The sequence below is a fragment of the Mycobacterium adipatum genome, from assembly GCF_001644575.1.
Classification (GTDB): Bacteria; Actinomycetota; Actinomycetes; order Mycobacteriales; family Mycobacteriaceae; genus Mycobacterium; species Mycobacterium adipatum.
This window is the reverse complement of the sequence record NZ_CP015596.1, coordinates 5667994-5685945: the sequence shown is the minus strand read 5'-3', so window position 1 is coordinate 5685945 and position 17952 is coordinate 5667994. Positions and strand designations below refer to the sequence as shown.

Annotated in this window: 17 protein-coding genes; 13 read left to right on the top strand and 4 right to left on the bottom strand. The window is 69.0% G+C overall.

All coding sequences use genetic code 11. The features are described 5' to 3' along the window. The first annotated feature begins 3 nt into the window (after positions 1–3). The 3 genes from A7U43_RS27085 to A7U43_RS27075 are packed head-to-tail and all read left to right on the top strand — an operon-like array spanning position 4 to position 4519. The gene (locus tag A7U43_RS27085) at positions 4–1290 is read left to right on the top strand and encodes an aspartate aminotransferase family protein (RefSeq protein ID WP_068001350.1); all 1287 of its coding nucleotides are present in this window, start codon (positions 4–6) and stop codon (positions 1288–1290) included. Beyond that, on the top strand, positions 1287–3404 hold the full coding sequence (gene pta, locus A7U43_RS27080; protein WP_068001347.1) for a phosphate acetyltransferase: 2118 nt from the start codon (positions 1287–1289) through the stop codon (positions 3402–3404). The genes A7U43_RS27085 and pta overlap by 4 nt, the downstream gene beginning before the upstream one ends. Further along, positions 3401–4519, top strand: a complete 1119-nt coding sequence (locus tag A7U43_RS27075; RefSeq protein ID WP_068001345.1) for an acetate kinase — start codon at positions 3401–3403, stop codon at positions 4517–4519. Before pta ends, A7U43_RS27075 begins: the two co-directional genes overlap by 4 nt. Here the strand turns inward: A7U43_RS27075 and A7U43_RS27070 are convergent. Genes A7U43_RS27070 through glnX form a run of 3 tightly spaced genes read right to left on the bottom strand, consistent with a single transcriptional unit; the run spans position 4516 to position 9084 of the window. After that, positions 4516–6789 (bottom strand): serine/threonine-protein kinase PknG, encoded by a 2274-nt coding sequence (locus tag A7U43_RS27070; RefSeq protein WP_068001340.1) that lies wholly within the window; start codon positions 6787–6789, stop codon positions 4516–4518. The genes A7U43_RS27075 and A7U43_RS27070 overlap by 4 nt on opposite strands. A gap of 13 nt (positions 6790–6802) precedes the next feature. Next, positions 6803–7765, bottom strand: a complete 963-nt coding sequence (locus A7U43_RS27065; protein WP_068001338.1) for a glutamate ABC transporter substrate-binding protein — start codon at positions 7763–7765, stop codon at positions 6803–6805. Further along, a complete protein-coding gene (gene glnX, locus A7U43_RS27060) occupies positions 7765–9084 on the bottom strand; it encodes a protein kinase G-activating protein GlnX (protein WP_068001335.1) in 1320 nt (439 codons plus the stop codon). Before glnX ends, A7U43_RS27065 begins: the two co-directional genes overlap by 1 nt. An 86-nt stretch (positions 9085–9170) precedes the next feature. On the opposite strand from glnX, the gene A7U43_RS27055 reads away from it, so the two are divergent. After that, positions 9171–9650 (top strand): NUDIX hydrolase, encoded by a 480-nt coding sequence (locus tag A7U43_RS27055; RefSeq protein ID WP_068001333.1) that lies wholly within the window; start codon positions 9171–9173, stop codon positions 9648–9650. Here A7U43_RS27055 and thiE read toward each other — a convergent pair. Next, positions 9622–10293 (bottom strand): thiamine phosphate synthase, encoded by a 672-nt coding sequence (gene thiE, locus A7U43_RS27050; protein ID WP_068001330.1) that lies wholly within the window; start codon positions 10291–10293, stop codon positions 9622–9624. The two genes, A7U43_RS27055 and thiE, sit on opposite strands and share 29 nt — an antisense overlap. Before the next feature lie 93 nt (positions 10294–10386). Between thiE and thiO the strand changes: the two genes are divergently transcribed. The 9 genes from thiO to A7U43_RS27005 are packed head-to-tail and all read left to right on the top strand — an operon-like array spanning position 10387 to position 17952. Continuing rightward, positions 10387–11412: a glycine oxidase ThiO gene (gene thiO / locus A7U43_RS27045; RefSeq protein ID WP_156526043.1), complete on the top strand. Its 1026-nt coding sequence runs from the start codon at positions 10387–10389 to the stop codon at positions 11410–11412. Between the two features lie 8 nt (positions 11413–11420). Continuing rightward, positions 11421–11618, top strand: a complete 198-nt coding sequence (thiS, locus tag A7U43_RS27040) for a sulfur carrier protein ThiS (protein WP_068001325.1) — start codon at positions 11421–11423, stop codon at positions 11616–11618. A gap of 43 nt (positions 11619–11661) precedes the next feature. Further along, positions 11662–12369: a thiazole synthase gene (gene thiG, locus A7U43_RS27035; RefSeq protein ID WP_231963747.1), complete on the top strand. Its 708-nt coding sequence runs from the start codon at positions 11662–11664 to the stop codon at positions 12367–12369. Next, entirely contained in the window at positions 12366–13136 is a 771-nt protein-coding gene (locus tag A7U43_RS27030; RefSeq protein WP_068001319.1) for an SGNH/GDSL hydrolase family protein, read from the top strand. The genes thiG and A7U43_RS27030 overlap by 4 nt, the downstream gene beginning before the upstream one ends. Then, positions 13133–14020, top strand: a complete 888-nt coding sequence (locus A7U43_RS27025) for an ABC transporter ATP-binding protein (RefSeq protein ID WP_068001317.1) — start codon at positions 13133–13135, stop codon at positions 14018–14020. The genes A7U43_RS27030 and A7U43_RS27025 overlap by 4 nt, the downstream gene beginning before the upstream one ends. Next, complete coding sequence (locus tag A7U43_RS27020; protein WP_068001314.1) at positions 14017–14763, top strand: ABC transporter permease; 747 nt, start codon at positions 14017–14019, stop codon at positions 14761–14763. Before A7U43_RS27025 ends, A7U43_RS27020 begins: the two co-directional genes overlap by 4 nt. A 19-nt stretch (positions 14764–14782) precedes the next feature. Next, positions 14783–16279: a M28 family metallopeptidase gene (locus tag A7U43_RS27015; RefSeq protein WP_068001310.1), complete on the top strand. Its 1497-nt coding sequence runs from the start codon at positions 14783–14785 to the stop codon at positions 16277–16279. After that, the gene (locus A7U43_RS27010; RefSeq protein WP_068001308.1) at positions 16276–17685 is read left to right on the top strand and encodes a M28 family peptidase; all 1410 of its coding nucleotides are present in this window, start codon (positions 16276–16278) and stop codon (positions 17683–17685) included. The genes A7U43_RS27015 and A7U43_RS27010 overlap by 4 nt, the downstream gene beginning before the upstream one ends. A 6-nt stretch (positions 17686–17691) precedes the next feature. Continuing rightward, on the top strand, positions 17692–17952 hold the full coding sequence (locus A7U43_RS27005; protein WP_068001305.1) for a hypothetical protein: 261 nt from the start codon (positions 17692–17694) through the stop codon (positions 17950–17952).

The following is a 17952-nucleotide window of genomic DNA, read 5'->3' as shown; positions in this document are numbered from 1 at the left end:
ATCATGTCCTTTTCCAACATCATGGATTCCAACAGCTATCAGGGTGGTCAGCTGGACGACCCCCTGATAGCTGCTCGGAACCGAGTCCTCGGGCCCGCCTACCGGTTGTTCTACGAGAAGCCCGTTCATCTGGTCCGGGCCTCGGGGACGAAGCTGTTCGACGCAGACGGCAATGACTATCTTGACGCCTACAACAACGTCGCCAGCGTCGGGCACTGCCATCCGCACGTGATCGACGCCGTGACGAGACAGTTGAGCACCCTCAACACCCACACCCGGTATCTGCACGAAGGGATCGTGGACTACTCCCAGCGCCTGCTGGCGACCTTCCCCGATCCGGGCCCCGGCGGCTCCTACCAGATCATGTACGCCTGCACCGGATCTGAAGTCAACGATCTGGCCCTGCGGGTGGCGGCCATGCACACCGGGGCCACCGGCATCATCGTCACCGAGGAGGCCTATCACGGCAATACGGCTGCGGTGAATGCCATTTCGCCGTCCATCGGAGGTCGCACCAGCCTGGGGCCACATGTACGCACGGTGTCGCCGCAGCTGGAGCCGGCCGAGATCGCCGCGGCCATCGCCGACCTGCGGGAGAACGGTTTCGGCGTGAGCGCGTTGATCGTGGACACCATCTTCTCCTCCGACGGCATCTACCCCGACCCGTTGGTGCTGGCGCCGGCGGTGTCCGCGGTGCGTGCCGCCGGCGGTGTGCTGATCGCCGACGAAGTGCAGCCGGGCTTCGGGCGCACCGGGGCGGGGATGTGGGGTTTCTCCCGCCACGGGGTGGTGCCCGAGCTCGTGACGATGGGTAAGCCGATGGCCAACGGGATGCCGGTCGCGGCGATGGTGGCGCGCGGCGATGTGTTGGCCGGCTTTGCCAACGAGGTGCCCTATTTCAATACCTTCGGCGGCAACCCGGTGTCGATGGCGGCCGCGGCCGCCGTCTTGGACGTCATCGAGGGTGAACAGCTGATCGCCAACGCGGCCGCGGTGGGCGGTGATCTGCGCGCCGAGGTGACCCGACTGACCGCCGAGAATCCGCGCATCGGAGAGGTGCGCGGTGCCGGGCTGTACCTCGGTGTGGAGGTGCTCGACGCCGACGGCCATCCCGACCGCGCGGCGGCCCGCTGGATCGTCAACGCCATGCGCGAGCGCCGGGTGCTGATATCGGTGTGCGGGGCGCACGGCAATGTGCTCAAGGTCAGGCCGCCGTTGGTGTTCTCGATGTCCGACGTGGACCGCTTCGTTGCCGAATTCGGTGAGGTGCTGGCAAGCTTGGCCGAGTGACCGCTTCGGCCATCTACATCGCGTCGCCCGAGGGTGACACCGGAAAGTCCACCATCGCCCTGGGGATCCTGCACAAGCTGACGGCCACCGTCGCCAGGGTCGCGGTGTTCCGGCCGATCACCCGGCTCGAACATCGTGAGGCTGCCCCCTCGCCGGGCTCACCCGGTGACGCCGAGGGGGAGCGCGACTACATCCTGGAGCTGCTGTTGTCGCAGGCGACCGCCGGGCTCACCTATCAGGAGTGCGCCGGCGTCAGCTATCGGCAGCTGCACGAGGATCCCGAGGCGGCCATCGCCGAGATCGTCGAGCGGTTCCATCGCGTCGCCGACCGCAGCGATGCGGTGCTCATCGTCGGCAGCGACTACACCGACGTGGCGGCACCCAGTGAGCTGAGCATGAACGCGCGGATAGCGGTCAACCTCGGCGCACCCGTGGTGCTCGCGGTGAAGGCCAAGGACCGCACCCCCGCCGAGGTCGCGCAGGCCGTCGAGGTCTGCCTGGCGGAACTGGCCGGCCAGCATGCGCACACCGCGGCCGTGGTGGCCAACCGCTGCGATCCCGATCAATTGACCGCGGTGGCCGAGGCGCTGGCGCAGCTCTCGGAGCTGGTGCCCGCGAGCTACGTACTGCCCGAGGAACCGCTGTTGGTGGCACCCTCGGTGGCGGAGTTGCGGGCGGCCGTGCACGGCGAGCTCACCGGCGGTGACGAGCAGTCGCTGATCCGCGAGGCGATGAGCGTCCTGGTGGCGGGGATGACCGCCGAGCATGTACTGGAACGGCTGCACGACGGCATGGCCGTCATCACCCCCGGCGATCGTTCCGACGTGGTGATGGCAGTGATGGGTGCGCATGCGGCGGCGGGGTTCCCGTCCCTGTCCTGTGTCATCCTCAACGGTGGGTTGCCGCTGCACCCGGAGGTTGCCCGGCTGGTGGAGGGCCTGGGCACGCGGCTGCCGATCATCAGTACCGAACTGGGTACCTATGACACCGCGCGTGCCGTCGCCTCCGCCCGCGGGCGGGTGACCGTCGATTCCCATCGCAAGGTCGACACCGCGCTGGCGTTGATGGAGCGCTATGTCGATACCGCGGATCTGCTTGACACGCTGTCGATTCCGATCCCCACGGTCACCACGCCACAGATGTTCACCTATCAGCTGATCGACCAGGCCCGCGCCGACGTGCAGCGGATCGTGCTGCCCGAAGGCGACGACGACCGGATCCTGCGTGCGGCCGGACGTCTGCTGGCGCGCCGGGTGGCCGACTTGACCATTCTGGGCGAGGAGAAGACGGTCCGCGCCCGGGCCGCCGAACTGGGCGTGGACCTGGCCGCCGCCACCGTGCTCGACCCCCGCACCAGCGACCTGTGCGACGGGTTTGCCGAACAGTATGCGCAGCTGCGCAGCCACAAGGGTGTCACCGTCGACCAGGCCCGCGAGATCATCTCCGACGTCTCCTATTTCGGCACGATGCTGGTCCACAACGACATGGTCGACGGGATGGTCTCCGGGGCCAGGCACACCACCGCGCACACCGTCCGCCCGGCCTTCGAGATCATCAAGACCGCACCCGGTGTCAGCACGGTCTCCAGCATCTTCCTGATGTGTCTGGCGGACCGGGTGCTGGCCTACGGCGACTGCGCGATCGTGCCGGACCCGACGGCCGAACAACTCGCCGACATCGCCATCTCGTCGGCGCGCACCGCCGCCCAGTTCGGCATCGATCCGCGGGTTGCCATGCTGTCGTATTCGACGGGCAGCTCCGGTACCGGTGCAGACGTCGACAAGGTCAGAGCGGCAACCGAACTGGTGCGCGAGCGGCAACCGGAACTTCTGGTGGAAGGACCGATCCAGTACGACGCGGCGGTGGATCCGTCGACCGCACAGACCAAGATGCCGGGTTCGGAGGTGGCGGGCCGGGCCACCGTGCTGATCTTCCCGGACCTCAACACGGGCAACAACACCTACAAGGCGGTGCAGCGCAGCGCCGGTGCCATCGCGATCGGACCGGTGTTGCAGGGACTGAACAAGCCGGTCAACGACCTGTCCCGGGGAGCCCTGGTGGAGGACATCGTGAACACGGTGGCGATCACCGCGATCCAGGCGGCCCGGCAGTGACCGCGCGCTCGGTGCTGGTGCTCAATTCTGGCTCCTCGTCGGTCAAATACGAGCTGCTGGATCCTGATTCGGGAACCGCGCTGGCCGACGGCATCATCGAGCGGGTGGCGGACTATGGCCAGGCGCTGGCCGCGGTGTTCGCCGCGTTGCCGAGCCTTGACGGGTTGGTGGCCGTCGGGCACCGGGTGGTGCACGGCGGACGGAGCTTCTACCGGCCGACTGTCATCGACGATGCGCTGGTCACCAAGCTTGACGAGCTGGCACCTCTTGCCCCGCTGCATAATCCGCCGGCCTTGTTGGGTATCGCCGAGGCACGCAAGATGCTTCCCGATCTACCCCATATCGCGGTGTTCGACACCGCCTTCTTCCACGATCTGCCGGCGGCGGCCGCGGAGTACGCCATCGACCGGGATATCGCCGAGCAGTGGCACATTCGTCGGTACGGATTCCACGGCACCTCGCATCGTTACGTCAGCGAGCAGGCCGCGCTGTTCTTGAAACAGCCGTTCAGTGAGCTGAATCAGATTGTGCTGCATCTGGGTAACGGCGCTTCGGCATCGGCCATCCGCGGTGGACGTGCCGTGGACACCTCGATGGGCCTGACCCCGATGGAGGGTCTGGTGATGGGAACCCGAGCCGGGGACATCGACCCGGGCATCATCATGTACCTGTGGCGCACCGCAGGAATGTCGGTGGAGGACATCGAGACCATGCTCAACCGGCGCTCCGGTGTGTTCGGGCTCGGCGGTGAGGTGGACTTCCGGGAACTGCACAAGCGCATCGAAACCGGCGATGAGGCTGCGCAATTGGCCTATGACGTCTACATCCACCGGTTGCGCAAGTACGTCGGCGCCTACCTGGCCGTGCTGTGCCGCACCGACGTCATCACCTTCACCGCCGGGGTGGGGGAGAACGATGCCGCGGTGCGCCGCGACGCGCTGGCCGGCCTGGCGGCGCTGGGCATCGAACTCGACGAGGACCTCAACAGCGGCGCAGACCGCGGCGCGCGCCGTATCTCAGCCGTCGGTTCGCCGGTGGCGGTGCTGGTCATTCCGACCAACGAGGAACTGGCCATCGCGAGGGCCTGCGTCGACCTGCTCGCCGGTGCCCGCTAGAAGGTGCTCGTCGGCCGAACGCTGTTGGCCAGGTCAACCAGTGCATAGCGGTGCTCCTGGGTGGGGGCGACCCGCGCCAGACCACGCAGCGCTGCCTCCACGCCGAGTTGCAGACCGTGCTGGGTGAAGGGGAATCCGAGAATGTGGTTGGTGCTCGCCGTGTTGTCGGCCAGCCAGTCCATCGCGGTACCCAGGACCAGCGCCCGGATCTGCAGTACCCGCGGTTCACTCTCGGGCAGTGCCTCCACGCGCCGTGCGGCGCTTCGGATCTGCTGTTCGGAAACCTCGTTGATCGAGCGTCCGGACAACAACGTCACCGAACTGGTCAGCCGGGCCACGGTGAAATGCCGTGAAGTAGGCGGAACCTGGTCGAGTGTGCGGACGGCGTCATCGCGCTCACCCTCCGCGGACTGGGCCCGGGCCAGACCGAATCCGGCGGAGATGATCCCGTTGTCGGTGCGCCACACCGTCTGATAGAACCGGCGCTCGTCCGAGCTGCCGGCCAGCTCGGCGGTGGCGGCCAGGGCCAGCTTGGGTGCCAGCTCACCGGGCAAGGTGTCCAGCACCTCGGTGAAATACTTGGTCGCGGTGTCGTAGTCGGCGGTCAACAGGGCCGCGACGCCGCGGAACCAGGCGATCCGCCACCGCCAGCCGACCCGTTCCACCAGATCGTCGAGTTTACGGGTGGCCTTGGCGACGTCGCCCAGATCCAGCAGGGCGCGCGCCTCCATGAGCGGAAGCTCCACCGATTCGGACAGGTCGATACCCTCGGAGTCCAGCGTGCCGTGCCGCGCCGCGCGCAGCGAATCCAGGGTCTGCACAGGCTGACTGAGCACGGTGGCCGACAGGATGGGCGCACCGACATCGGCCGGATCGACCAGCGGTACCTGCAGGGCTTTGACGATCTCCGGTGCGGTCAGCTTCTCCGAATGCACCTGCCCGTCCAGATAGACATCGGTGTGCGCGACCAGGAGGTCCACCCCGAAGGTGGACCGCGGCGGGCTGAACACCGTCGACAGGCCCGGGCGCGGCACGCCGGAATCCTGTGCCACCACCTCGCGCAGCACACCCATCAACTGGCTGGACATCTCGTCGGCACTGGCGAAGCGGCGGTTGGGATCCGGATCGATGGCCCGGCGCAGCAGCCTGCCGAACGAGTCGTACTTGGCCAGCACCGGGTCGTCCTCGGGCAGACCGTCGACGTAACGGCCCTTACGGGTGCGCAGTTTCAGGGTGAGGGCGGCCAGGGTGCGCCCGACGGTGTAGATGTCGGTCTGCACCGTCGGTCCGGTGCGCACGATCTCGGGTGCCTGGTAGCCCGGTGTGCCGTAGAGGTATCCGAACGAGTTGATCCGGGACACCGCGCCGAGGTCGATGAGCTTGAGTTGCTCGGCGGTGACCATGATGTTCTCGGGTTTCAGATCGTTGTAGACCAAACCGAGCGAGTGCAGGTATCCGAGCGCGGGCAGGATCTCCAGCATGTAGGCGATCGCCTGTGCCACCGGCAGTTTGACGCCCTTGGGCTGCTTCAGCGAGGTACCGCCGACGTACTCCATCACGATGTAGCCCACCGGCTCACCGTGCTTGTCGGCATGTTCGACGAAGTTGAAGATCTTCACGATGGCCGGATGCGTGACGGCGGCGAGGAACTGTCGCTCGGCCATCGCCGTGGCCTGCGCTTCGGCGTCACCGGAATGCACCAGGCCCTTGAGCACCACCGGGCGTCCGTTGACATTGGTGTCGAAGGCCAGATACACCCAGCCGAGACCACCGTGGGCGATGCAGCCCTTGATCCGGTACTGGTCGGCGACGGTGTCGCCGGGACTGAGTTGGGGCAAAAACGAGAACGGGCTGCCGCAGCGCGGGCAGAACCCCTCGGAAAGCCCTGCGCGGGCCGGCCCGTCCGCATCCTTCTTAGAGGCACGCCCGACCGGCCGGTTGCAGTTCCAGCAGAACCGTTTGGCCTCGGCGACCACCGGATTGGTCATCAACGCGGTCAACGGATCACGCTCGTAGACGCGGGGCACCTCGACCAGCCCGCCGCCGAGGCGGCGGATGGGCGAGCGCGGCCGGGTCCACGTCGTGATGTTCTCGGAGGGCTCGGTGGACACCGTGGACGCCCGGTCGGTGTCGTCGAAATCGGGCCGGTACACCGCCTGGGTGGCCATCGGGCGCATCGTGGCGACCGAATCCTCGCCGTCCTCAGGCTCGGCGAGGGCGTCGAGCTCGGCCAGCGAGGCGGGCTGGGTGCCGGGGTCGTCGTCGTTCATCGGGAGCGGCTCATCAGTCGGAGTACCTCGCAACCGGGGGTGCCGGCGTCGGCCCCAGTACCGTCAACCACTTGCGGTACAAGGTATTCCAGGTCCCGTCGCGGCGGATCCGCTCCAAGGTCCCGTTGACGAACCGGACCAGGCCGGGGTTGTTCTTGTTGACCCCGATCCCGTAGGGCTCCTGATTCATGCTGGGGCCGACGATATGCAGATACGGGTCCTGGCTGACCAGGCCGGCGAGGATCGAGTCATCGGTGCTGACCGCGTCGACCTGCCGCTGCTGCAGGGCGACCAGGCAGTCCGCCCATGTCACCACGTCCACCAGTTGTACCGGCGGCTGGATCTGCTGGATGCGCTTGCGCGAGGTGGTGCCCTTCACCGCGCACACCCGCTTGCCGGACAGATCGCTGGCCTGGCGGATCGCCGAGTCGCGCGGGGCCAGGATGCGCTGGTTCGCCGACAGGTACTCGGTGGAGAAGTCGACCTGCTTGCGGCGTTCGCAGGTGATGCTCATCGTCTTGACCACGATGTCGACCTGGTTTTTCTCCAGCGCCTCGATCCGGTCGGCCGAGGACAGGATGCGGTATTCCACCTGGGACGGGGTGCCGAAGATGTCGCGGGCCACCTCGCCGGCGATATCGACGTCGAATCCGGTGATCTGACCGGTGATCGGATCGCGGAAGGAGAACAGGTTGCTGCCGATGTCGAGGCCGACGATCAGCCGGCCGCGGTTGCGGATGTTCTCCACCGCCTCGTCGGCCTGGGCCTGGTTCGGGAAGGGCCGCAGACTGGCGGTCCGGTCACAGGTGGAGTTGTCGGGCAGGGCCTGCGCGGCCTCGTCCGGTGGGGCCTGCTCCATTCCGGCCGGGGTGGGCGGCGCCAGCGTCACCTCGGGAATCGGTTCCAGCGGCGGGGACTGCTGGCAGCCGGCGAGCACCGCCGCCGCTGCCAACAGGGCGGCCACCCGTGTCTTCATCACCGGTACTCGCTGAGCCGCGGCCACAGCCCGAGCGCCACCGCGAGTGCCGCGATGATGCTGAGCACCGCGGCGCCGACGGTCGCCCCCGACAGCACCCGGCGGGCGTTGACGATATCGGTGCGCAGCTGGCCGCGGCTCTCCTCGATGGCCTTGGCCAGCGCGGCGTCGAGGCTGCTGAACGCCGGCGTGGAGTTGTCCTCGCCGGTGCCCAGCGCCACCTGGGTGGCGGCCTGATAGTCGCCGACGGCGATGTAGGCGTTGATCCGGTCATTGGATGCCCGCCACTTGCGCAGCAGGTCTCCGGCCCCGCTCAGATCGTCCTTGTCGATACCGTTGTCGGCCCTCAAGAACGTGTCCAGCTGCTGCTGCATGCTGTCCATGCGCTGGTAGTAGGACTGCTTGCGCACGTCCTCGTCGCCACGGCGGACCAGCGCCAGCGTCTCGTCGGCGCGCGCCTGCTGCGCGGTGATGGCCATCGTGGTCACCGTCTTGAGCGATTGTGCCGCAGTGTTTTTGGCACTGCGGCTGTCCGAGGTGGAGATGACGAGTGCGGTGCCCACCCACACCACCATAATCAGGACGGCCAGTCCGCCGGCCACGAAGCCGATGTTGATCCGCCGCCGGGTCCGCTTGGTCAGCCATCTGTTGGCGAACAGCCCGAACATCACGGTGGCCAGCACCACCAGGATGACCGGCGCCGGGATACGGGTCGACGCCGTCGTCTCGGCGTCCACCCGCGCCGAGGTTGCCTCGTAGAGCCGTTGGGCGTCAGGCAGGATCTGGGATTGCATCAACGCCGAAGCCTCGGACAGATAGGACGAGCCCACCGGATTACCGGCGCGGTTGTTGGTGCGGGCGGTCTCCACCAGCCCGGTGTAGACCGCCAGTTCGGCGTTGACCCGGCCCAGCAGCTCGATCATCGGTTCGGTGGTCAGTCCGGCGGAGGCGCGGGTGACTGCGACCGACGCGTCGGTGATGGCCTGCTCGTAGCGCTGCCGGACATCCTGCGGTTCGGCACCGGCGATGAACGCGGTGGCGGCGGCCGCGTCGGCCACCGACAACGTGGTGTAGAGCTGACCGGCCGCGAAGGCCAGCGGCTCGCTGTGGTCGAGCACCGTGGTGAGTGCTTCCTGACGGTCGTTGATCGTGGTCGACGTCGCGAAGGCACACGCGATCACGAGGGCCGACAGCACGACACCGATGGTCAGGATGCGCCCGGGGGTGGTCCACAGGAACGACCAGCGCGGGTGCACGGGATTGGTCGGCGAACGTGATGCCAGCGGTTCGGTCGACGGGTGTGCCAACTCCACGGTCACGTGTTGGCGACCTCCTCGGTGTTTCTAAGAAGTCTAAGAGACATTGGAGTGACGTGTGGGAATTCGCGAGCCCCTATTCTGAAGTCGTGCGCGGTGACGGTGACGGTTGGGTGATATCGGAGGGTGGCGGCCATTTCTGGGGACGTCACGGGGCAGCCGGACTGCTGCTGCGCGCGCCCGGTCCCGACGGTACCTTCGCCGTGCTGCTTCAGCATCGAGCGCCGTGGAGCCACCAGGGCGGCACCTGGGCACTACCGGGTGGGGCGCGTGACAGCCACGAGTCCGTCGAGGAAGCCGCGGTGCGGGAGGCCTTGGAAGAAACCGGAGTGCAGGCCGACCTCATGACGGTGCGAACGACCGTCGTCACCCATGAGGTGCCGGGCTGGAGCTACACCACCGTGATCGCCGATGCCACCGAACAGCTGCGCACCGTCCCGAACCGGGAGAGCTCGGAGCTGCGCTGGGTCGCCGAGCACGAGGTCGCCGACCTGCCGTTGCATCCCGGTTTCGCCGCCAGCTGGGAGCGGCTGCGCGTCGTTACGGCCGGGATCCCATTGCTTTCTTGAGGGCCAGGGCCGCGGCCTGTGGATCCTCGGCTGCGGTGATCGCGCGAACCACCACCACCCGGCGGGCGCCGGCCGCCACGACCATCGGCAGTCGCTGCTCGTCGATCCCGCCGATGGCGAACCATGGCTTGTCCGGAGCCAGCGCGGCAGCCTGGCGGACCAGATCCAGCCCGGGCGCGGTGCGCCCCGGTTTGGTCGGGGTCGGCCAGCACGGCCCGACACAGAAGTAGTCCACCGGCTCGTCGATCGCCGCGGCGACCTGGGCGGCGTCGTGGGTGGAGCGCCCGATCACCGGACGCCCGCCGATGATCTCGCGGGCGATGTCGAGTGGCAGATCGTCCTGACCGAGGTGCAGCACATCGGCCGCGGCCGCCCGTGCGATATCGGCACGGTCGTTGACCGCCAGCAAGGCGCCGTGCCGCTGGGCCGCGTCGGCAAGCACCGCCAGCGCGTCGAGTTCCTGGCGGGCCTCCAACGGGCCGAACTGCCGTTCGCCGGCCGAGCCCTTGTCGCGCAGCTGGATGATGTCCACCCCGCCGGCCAGCGCCGCGTCCGCGAATTCGGCCAGGTCGCCGCGCTCACGCCGGGCATCGGTGCACAGGTAGAGCGAGGCGGTGGTCAGTCGTTCGAGAGGGCCGGGCACCGGCGTATTGTTTCAGCTGAACACGGGAGTCCCGGGACCGGGGACTGAGAGTGGGCCTACGACCGGCCCTGACCGTCGTACCTGATCCGGGTCATGCCGGCGAAGGGAGAGGACATGGTGGCGGGAACTCTTGCCGTGATCGGCGGTGGTGTCATCGGCCTGTCCGTGGCTCGGCGCGCCGCCCAGGACGGGTGGTCGGTGCGCGTGCACCGGACCGAGGCGCGTGGCGCCTCCTGGGTGGCCGGCGGCATGCTGGCCCCGCACAGCGAGGGCTGGCCGGGGGAAGAGGCCCTGCTGGCGATGGGCCTGGAATCGCTCAAGCTCTGGCATACCGGGTTCCTGGACGGGCTGCCCGCCGACGTGGTGACCGCCCATGAGTCACTGGTGGTGGCGGTCGACCGGGCCGATGTCGCGGACCTCAAGACGGTGGCCGACTGGTTGTCCGAGCAGGGGCACCCGGTGACGGTCACGACCGCTGCCCGCGATGTGGAGCCGCTGCTGGCCCAGGGGATCCGGCACGGGTTCTGCGCCGAAACCGAACTGGCCGTGGACAACCGGGCGCTGGTGAGCGCCCTGGAGCGGGCCTGTGCAGAGCTCGGTGTGCAGTGGGCGCCGCCGGTGACCGAACTCGCCGCGGTGGACACCGATCAGCGGGTGATCGCTAACGGTATCGACGCGCCCGCCCTCTGGCCCGGTCTCGCGGTGCACCCGGTCAAGGGCGAGGTGCTGCGGCTGCGTTGGCGCAAGGGGTGTATGCCGTTGCCGCAGAGAGTCATCCGTGCACGTGTGCACGGGCGGCCGGTATATCTGGTGCCGCGCGGTGACGGCGTGGTGGTGGGCGCCACCCAATACGAGCACGGCCGGGACACTGCCCCGGTGGTCCGCGGCGTGCGGGACCTGCTCGACGATGCCTGTGCGGTGATCCCCGCACTGGGGGAGTACGAACTGGCCGAATGTGCGGCCGGGCTACGGCCGATGACACCGGATGGTCTGCCGCTGGTCGGTAGGCTCGACGAGCGGACGCTGGCAGCCACCGGTCACGGACGTAACGGTTTCCTGCTGGCGCCCTGGACGGCGGAGCGGATCGCCACCGAACTTGCAGCACTGGCGACACATTGAGGGGCGACATGATCTTGCTGGTCAACGGTGAGGAAACCGAGGTACCGGAGGGCACCACGGTCGAGGAACTGGTGAATCATCTCGGGTTCGGCGACAAGGGCATCGCGGTGGCGGTGGACTGGGAGGTGCTGCCGCGGTCCTCGTGGCACACCGCGCTGGCCGGCGGTGCCCGGGTGGAAGTGGTGACGGCGGTGCAAGGTGGCTGACACGCTGACGATCGCGGGCCGCGAGTTCGGCTCGCGGCTCATCATGGGCACCGGGGGTGCGGCGAACCTGGCGGTGCTGGAGGAGGCGCTGATCGCGTCGGGCACCGAGCTGACCACCGTGGCCATGCGCCGCGTCGATGCGGACGCCGGCACCGGGGTACTGGACCTGCTCGACAGACTGGGCATCTCGGCGCTGCCGAACACCGCGGGTTGCCGGGGCGCGGCCGAGGCGGTGCTCACCGCACAGCTCGCCCGCGAAGCGCTCGGCACCGAATGGGTCAAGCTCGAGGTGATCGCCGACGAGCGCACGCTGTTGCCCGACGCGATCGAGTTGGTCAAGGCCGCAGAACAATTGGTGGACGACGGCTTCATCGTGCTGCCCTACACCAACGACGATCCGGTACTGGCCCGGCGCCTGGAGGACACCGGCTGCGCGGCCGTCATGCCGCTGGGCTCACCCATCGGCACCGGTCTGGGCATCGCGAACCCGCATCACATCGAGATGATCGTCGACGCGGCGAACGTCCCGGTGATCCTGGACGCGGGTATCGGCACCGCCAGCGACGCCGCGCTGGCCATGGAACTGGGCTGCGACGCCGTGCTGTTGGCCACCGCGGTGACCCGCGCCGCCGATCCGGCCGCGATGGCCGCCGCGATGGCGGCCGCCGTCACCGCCGGGCATCTGGCCCGGCACGCCGGGCGGATCCCGAAACGCTTCTGGGCGCAGGCGTCGAGCCCCGCCCTGCTGTGACCCGATACGTGGCGCTGGGTTCGTCGATGGCGGCGGGCCCCGGCATCCCGCCGACGGCTCCGGGGTCGCCGCTGCTGGCGATGCGTTCGCAGCGCAACTATCCCCACCTGGTGGCCCAGCGGCTCGGCCTGGACCTGGTCGACGTCACCTATTCCGGGGCGACCACCGCGCATGTGCTCGGCGAGTCGCAGCACGGGGAACCGCCGCAGGTCGACGCGTTGGACGGGTCGGAGTCGCTGGTCACGGTGACCATCGGCGGTAACGACGTCGGCTACGTTCCGATGCTGTGCGCCGCGGCGCTGCCCGCGCCGCTGCGGTGGCTCCCGCCGCTGCGGGGTATGCGGGACGCCGGCGCGCGGGAACGCGAGTTGGCCGCGGTGGCCCCGAAACTAATTGAGGTCGGCCGGGTGGTGCGGGCACGTGCGCCCCTGGCGCGGGTGCTGTTCGTCGACTACCTGACCCTGCTGCCGCCGCAGGGTTCGGCGCCTCCGTTGTCCGCGGGGGACACCGACCTGGGCCGGCGCATCGCCGCCGAACTGGAACGTCTCACCGCCGCCGCGGCCGAAGGCACCGGAGCCGCGGTGGTGTGCGCCGGGCAGGCCAGCCGCGAGCACCACCCGTGGTCGGCGCAGCCCTGGACGAACCTGCCGAGCAGGTTCCCGGTGCCCATCCCCGGCCACACCGCGCCGTTGCACCCCAACGCCGAGGGCATGCGTGCGGTGGCCAATCTGGTCGTGGCTCACGTCGAGGAACGGCCCGGGACATGATCGAACTGACCGGTCTGACAAAAACTTTCGGCCAGGTGCGCGCCGTCGACGAACTGACCTGCAGCGTCGAGCCCGGTGTGGTGACCGGGTTCCTCGGGCCCAACGGCGCGGGCAAGTCCACCACCATGCGGATGATCGTCGGGCTGGACCGGCCCAGCGCCGGTACCGTGACCGTCGCCGGGCGGCCCTATCGCGAACACAAGCACCCGTTACGCACCGTCGGCGCGCTGCTCGACGCCCGGCAGGTGCACCCGAACCGGACCGCGCGGGCGCACCTGCGGTGGATCGCCGCGACCAACCGGATCCCGCTACGCAGGGTCGACGAGGTGCTCGCCGAGGTCGGGCTGACCGACGCCGCCGGTAAACAGGCCGGCACGTACTCGCTGGGCATGCTGCAGCGCCTCGGCATCGCGGCGGCGCTGCTCGGCGACCCGTCGGTGCTGCTGTTCGACGAACCGGTCAACGGGCTGGACCCCGAGGGTATCCGCTGGATCAGGACCCTGATGCGGGGTCTCGCCGCCGAGGGCCGGACCGTGTTCGTGTCCAGCCATCTGCTGGCCGAGATGGCCAACACCGCCGACCGGGTGCTGGTGATCGGGCGGGGTCGGCTGATCGCCGCCACCACGATGGCCGACTTCGTCAATCAGGGCGGCACCGTGCGGGTGCGCAGCCCGCAGCTCGACCGGTTGGTCGCCCTGCTCCCCGGTGCCCGCCGCGACGGTGCGGCGCTGCTGGTCGACGACAGCAGCACCGAACAGGTCGGTGAGCTGGCCGCGGCGCACGGCATCGTGTTGCACGAACTCACCGCGCAGGGGGCGTCGCTGGAGGAGGCCTACCTGAACCTCACCGACGGCGCCGTGCAGTATCGGGCGGGCTCATCATGAGCACCGTCGCCGCCGAGCGCATCAAACTCACCAGCACCCGGTCACCGCTGTGGCTGACGCTCACCGTGGTCGTAATCAGCCTGGGTCTGGCCGCCGTGCAGGCCGCCGCGGCGCTGCCCTACAGCCTCGTGAGCCCAGACCGGGCGGTACTCGGGGTGGCGATGTTCGGCGTCCCGGTGCTGATGATCCTGTCCGCGCTGACCGTGACGGGGGAGTACCGGACCGGGATGATCCGTACGACATTCATGGCGACCCCGCGGCGCTCTCGGGTACTGATCGCCAAAGCCGTTGTCACCATGGTGTTCTCCGGGTTTCTGGCCGCGGCGATGTCGCTGGGATCGCTGCTGCTGGTGCGGGCGATGCTCGACGAGCGCCAGGGCGCGCAACTGGCGCTCACCGGCCTGGCACCGTGGCGCACCGTCGGGGCGGTGACGCTGTACGCCGTGCTGGCCGCGTTGCTGGCCGTCGGACTGGGCGCCCTGCTGCGGCACAGCGCCGCCGTCATCGCGATCCTGCTGCTGATGCCGTTCGTGCTGGAACCGCTGCTCGGGGCCATCCCGGGCGTCGGGTCCCGAGTCGGCCCGCTGCTGCCGTTCGCCAACGCCAATGCGTTCACCGAAATACCGTGGTTGCAGACCTTTTCAATGTGGTGGGGCCCGCTGGGCTCGGCCGCCTACTTCGCCGCGGTGGCGGCGGTGGTGTTCGCCGCGGCTGTCGGCGTCGTGGCCCGTCGGGACCCGTGAGTCGGCTACCGTGGGGCACATGCAGTTCAGATCACGGTCCCTGGTGGCCATGCTGTCCGTGGCCGCCCTCGCCGTCGGGATCGGCGGCTGCGCCAGGGACGCCGAGGACGCGGCATCGCGGGCACCGGCGGAGTACGCCGAGAAGATCGCTCAGAGCCTGCATATCGACGCCATGATGGGACACCTGACCCGGCTGCAGGAGATCGCCGATCAGCACGGCGGTAACCGCGCCATGGGCACGCCGGGCTATCAGGCCAGTGTCGACTACGTGGTGAACCTGTTGCGTGACAAGGGGTTCGATGCCAAGACCGAAGAGTTCGAGGTGCGGCAGCCGTTCGCCGAGGAGCCCGACGTGACGGTGGCGGGCAGCAAGGTCAGCGCCAAGGGCATGTCCTTCACGGTCGGCACCGATCCGCAGGGTGTGTCCGGCCCTCTGGTCGCCGCGCCCGCCGACGAGAGCCCGGGCTGCGCCGACGCCGACTACGAGGGCCTGCCGGTACAGGGGGCGGTGGTGCTGGTGGACCGCGGGACCTGTCAGTTCGGCGAGAAGGCCGGCATCGCCGCCAAACGGGGAGCGGTCGCACTGCTCATCGCCGACAACGAGGACCGCAAGGTCGAGGAATTCGGCGGCACCCTCGGCAGTAAGACCACGGTCAAGATCCCGGTCCTGGCGATCACCGAGGCCGAGGGCGCCCGCTTGCGCGCCAACCCCGGCGAGGCCACCGTCAAACTCACGGCCGGTGTCGACGTCAAGAAGACCAGCAACGTGATCGCCCAGACCACGACCGGATCCACCGAGAACGTCGTCATGGTGGGTGCCCACCTGGACAGCGTGCCCGAGGGGCCGGGGATCAACGACAACGGCTCGGGGGTGGCCGCGGTGTTGGAGACCGCGCTGCAGATGGGCAGCTCGCCGGACGTCCAGAACGCGGTCCGCTTCGGATTCTGGGGCGCCGAGGAACTCGGCCTGCGGGGCTCGGCGGACTACGTCGGCAGGCTGGATGCCGAGGCGCTCAAGGACATCGCGCTCTACCTGAACTTCGACATGGTGGGTTCGCCGAATCCGGGCTACTTCACCTATGACGGAAACCAGTCCGCGCCACCGGCGGCCGACGGCAGCGTCCCCCGGGTACCGGAGGGCTCCGCCGGGATCGAACGCCTACTGATCGGGTACCTCGACGGTGCGGGTAAGCCGGGCAGGGACACCAGCTTTGACGGGCGCTCCGATTACGACGCCTTCACCCAGGCCGGAATCCCCTCCGGTGGACTGTTCTCCGGCGCCGAGGAGAACATGACCGCCGAGCAGGCCGAGCTCTGGGGCGGGAACGCCGACCAGCCGTTCGATCCCAACTATCACAAGGCCACCGACACCCTCGACCACATCGACCGCACGGCACTTGAGATCCTGGGCCGTGGAGTCGGCTACTCGACGGCCTTCTACGCACAGGACATCAGCGGCCGCAACGGAGTGCCGGTGCGCGAGGACCGCACCCGGCACGCACAGTCCGACTCATGAGACGAGCGCTGGCGGTGGCGGCCGCTGCGCTGATGCTGACATCGTGTGCGGCGGCACCGGAACCCGCGCCCGCCGACCCGGCCCGTGACCTCGCGGGCAAGGTGAACGCCGACGCCATCTTCGGCCACCTCGAGGAGCTCAACGGTATCGCCGCCGCCAACCGGGGCAACCGGGCGGTCGGCACACCCGGGTACGAGGCCACGGTCGAGTATGTCGTCGGTGTGCTGCGTGACGGCGGATTCGAGGTCAGCACACCGGAATTCGAATGGCTCAAGATGGGCGACCCGGGGAAGCCGACCCTGCAGATCGGCGGCCGCAGCTACCCCGTCACGCAGGCATCCCCACTCGCGGGCACCCCGCGCGGCGGAGTCAGCGGCCCGTCCCTGCGGCCCCGCAAACCCGCCGGGTGCGCCGCCGCGGACTACGGCGATGTGCGCGGAGCGCTGGCGATCGTCGACGACACCGGGTGTTCGGTGGTCGTCAAACAGAACGCCGCCGTCGCCAAGGGCGCGGTGGGCCTGCTGGTGGTGAGCGCCGGCGGTACCAAGGGGCTGTTCGAGCCCGGCTACTACCAGAAGCTCACGCTGCCGGTCGCCGTCATCGACCGCACCACCGATGCTGCGTTGCGCCGCACCACCGCACCGGTCCGGCTGACCCTCGACGCGCAGGCCTCCGTGGCGAAATCACGCAATGTCCTCGCCCAGACCACCACCGGCGACACCACCAATGTGGTGATGGCCGGCGCCAACCTGGACAGCGCGCCCCGCAGCCCCGGGATCAACGACAACGGCACCGGGGTGGCGGCGTTGCTGAGCATCGCCGCCGCGCTGGGGCCGGCGCCCGCGGATGGCAACGCCGTCCGATTCGCCTTCTGGGGGTCCGAGAGTCTGGGCGCGGCAGGCAAATACGTCTCCGGTCTGGACGCGGGCCAGCTCGACGACATCGCCATCTACCTGGATGCGGACATGCTCGGCTCGCAGAACGCCGGCTTCTTCACATATGACGGTGACCAGTCCGCCGCGACCAACGAGGCACCCGAGGGTTCGGCCGGGATCGAGCGCACCCTGGCCGGCTACCTCAACCTTGCCGGCGTCCGGCCGGCCGACATCCCGCTGGACAGCGCCGGCGACTCCGGCCCGTTCCTGACCGCGGGCGTGCCCGTCGGTGGACTGACCACCGGATCGAACCAGCGCAAGAGCGCCGTGCAGGCCCGACTCTGGGGTGGGCGCGCCGGGGCCGCCTTCGACCCCAACCACGGCACCGCCCGCGATGACATCGAGAACGTCGACCACCGTGCGCTGTCGATCACCGGACCGGCGCTGGCTTTCGCCATCGGCACCTACGCGCATTCGATCGAGGGCGTCAACGGTGTCCCGGCCCGGGACCGCCGACACCGCCAAGGATGAGGACACATGTATCTGCGCATCGATCCCCGCACCACCCCGCCGCACGTCGAGGTCGTCGAACCCGAGGATTTCACCTCCTTCAAGGTCGTGGTGGTCACCGCGGCGCACTCCTGGGTGGATCCCGCTGACCTGACCGCACTCGCCGGGCGCGCCGGCGACCCCGACTGGCAGCAGAAGCTGGCGGGGATGGTCTCCTACGCCGAGTCCAAGGGCTGGCTCGACGACGAGGGCCGCATCCGCGCCCACGTGGAGACCCAGGACGGGTAG

Coding starts and splice junctions, on each gene's coding strand:
- thiG (WP_231963747.1), top strand. CDS start 11,662: ATGGGCACCGGGGGTGCGGCGAACCTGGCGGTGCTGGAGGAGGCGCTG.
- A7U43_RS27065 (WP_068001338.1), bottom strand. CDS start 7,765: ATGAAGACACGGGTGGCCGCCCTGTTGGCAGCGGCGGCGGTGCTCGCC.
- A7U43_RS27070 (WP_068001340.1), bottom strand. CDS start 6,789: ATGAACGACGACGACCCCGGCACCCAGCCCGCCTCGCTGGCCGAGCTC.
- A7U43_RS27020 (WP_068001314.1), top strand. CDS start 14,017: ATGAGCACCGTCGCCGCCGAGCGCATCAAACTCACCAGCACCCGGTCA.
- A7U43_RS27015 (WP_068001310.1), top strand. CDS start 14,783: ATGCAGTTCAGATCACGGTCCCTGGTGGCCATGCTGTCCGTGGCCGCC.
- A7U43_RS27010 (WP_068001308.1), top strand. CDS start 16,276: ATGAGACGAGCGCTGGCGGTGGCGGCCGCTGCGCTGATGCTGACATCG.
- thiO (WP_156526043.1), top strand. CDS start 10,387: ATGCCGGCGAAGGGAGAGGACATGGTGGCGGGAACTCTTGCCGTGATC.
- A7U43_RS27085 (WP_068001350.1), top strand. CDS start 4: ATGTCCTTTTCCAACATCATGGATTCCAACAGCTATCAGGGTGGTCAG.
- thiS (WP_068001325.1), top strand. CDS start 11,421: ATGATCTTGCTGGTCAACGGTGAGGAAACCGAGGTACCGGAGGGCACC.
- A7U43_RS27025 (WP_068001317.1), top strand. CDS start 13,133: ATGATCGAACTGACCGGTCTGACAAAAACTTTCGGCCAGGTGCGCGCC.
- A7U43_RS27005 (WP_068001305.1), top strand. CDS start 17,692: ATGTATCTGCGCATCGATCCCCGCACCACCCCGCCGCACGTCGAGGTC.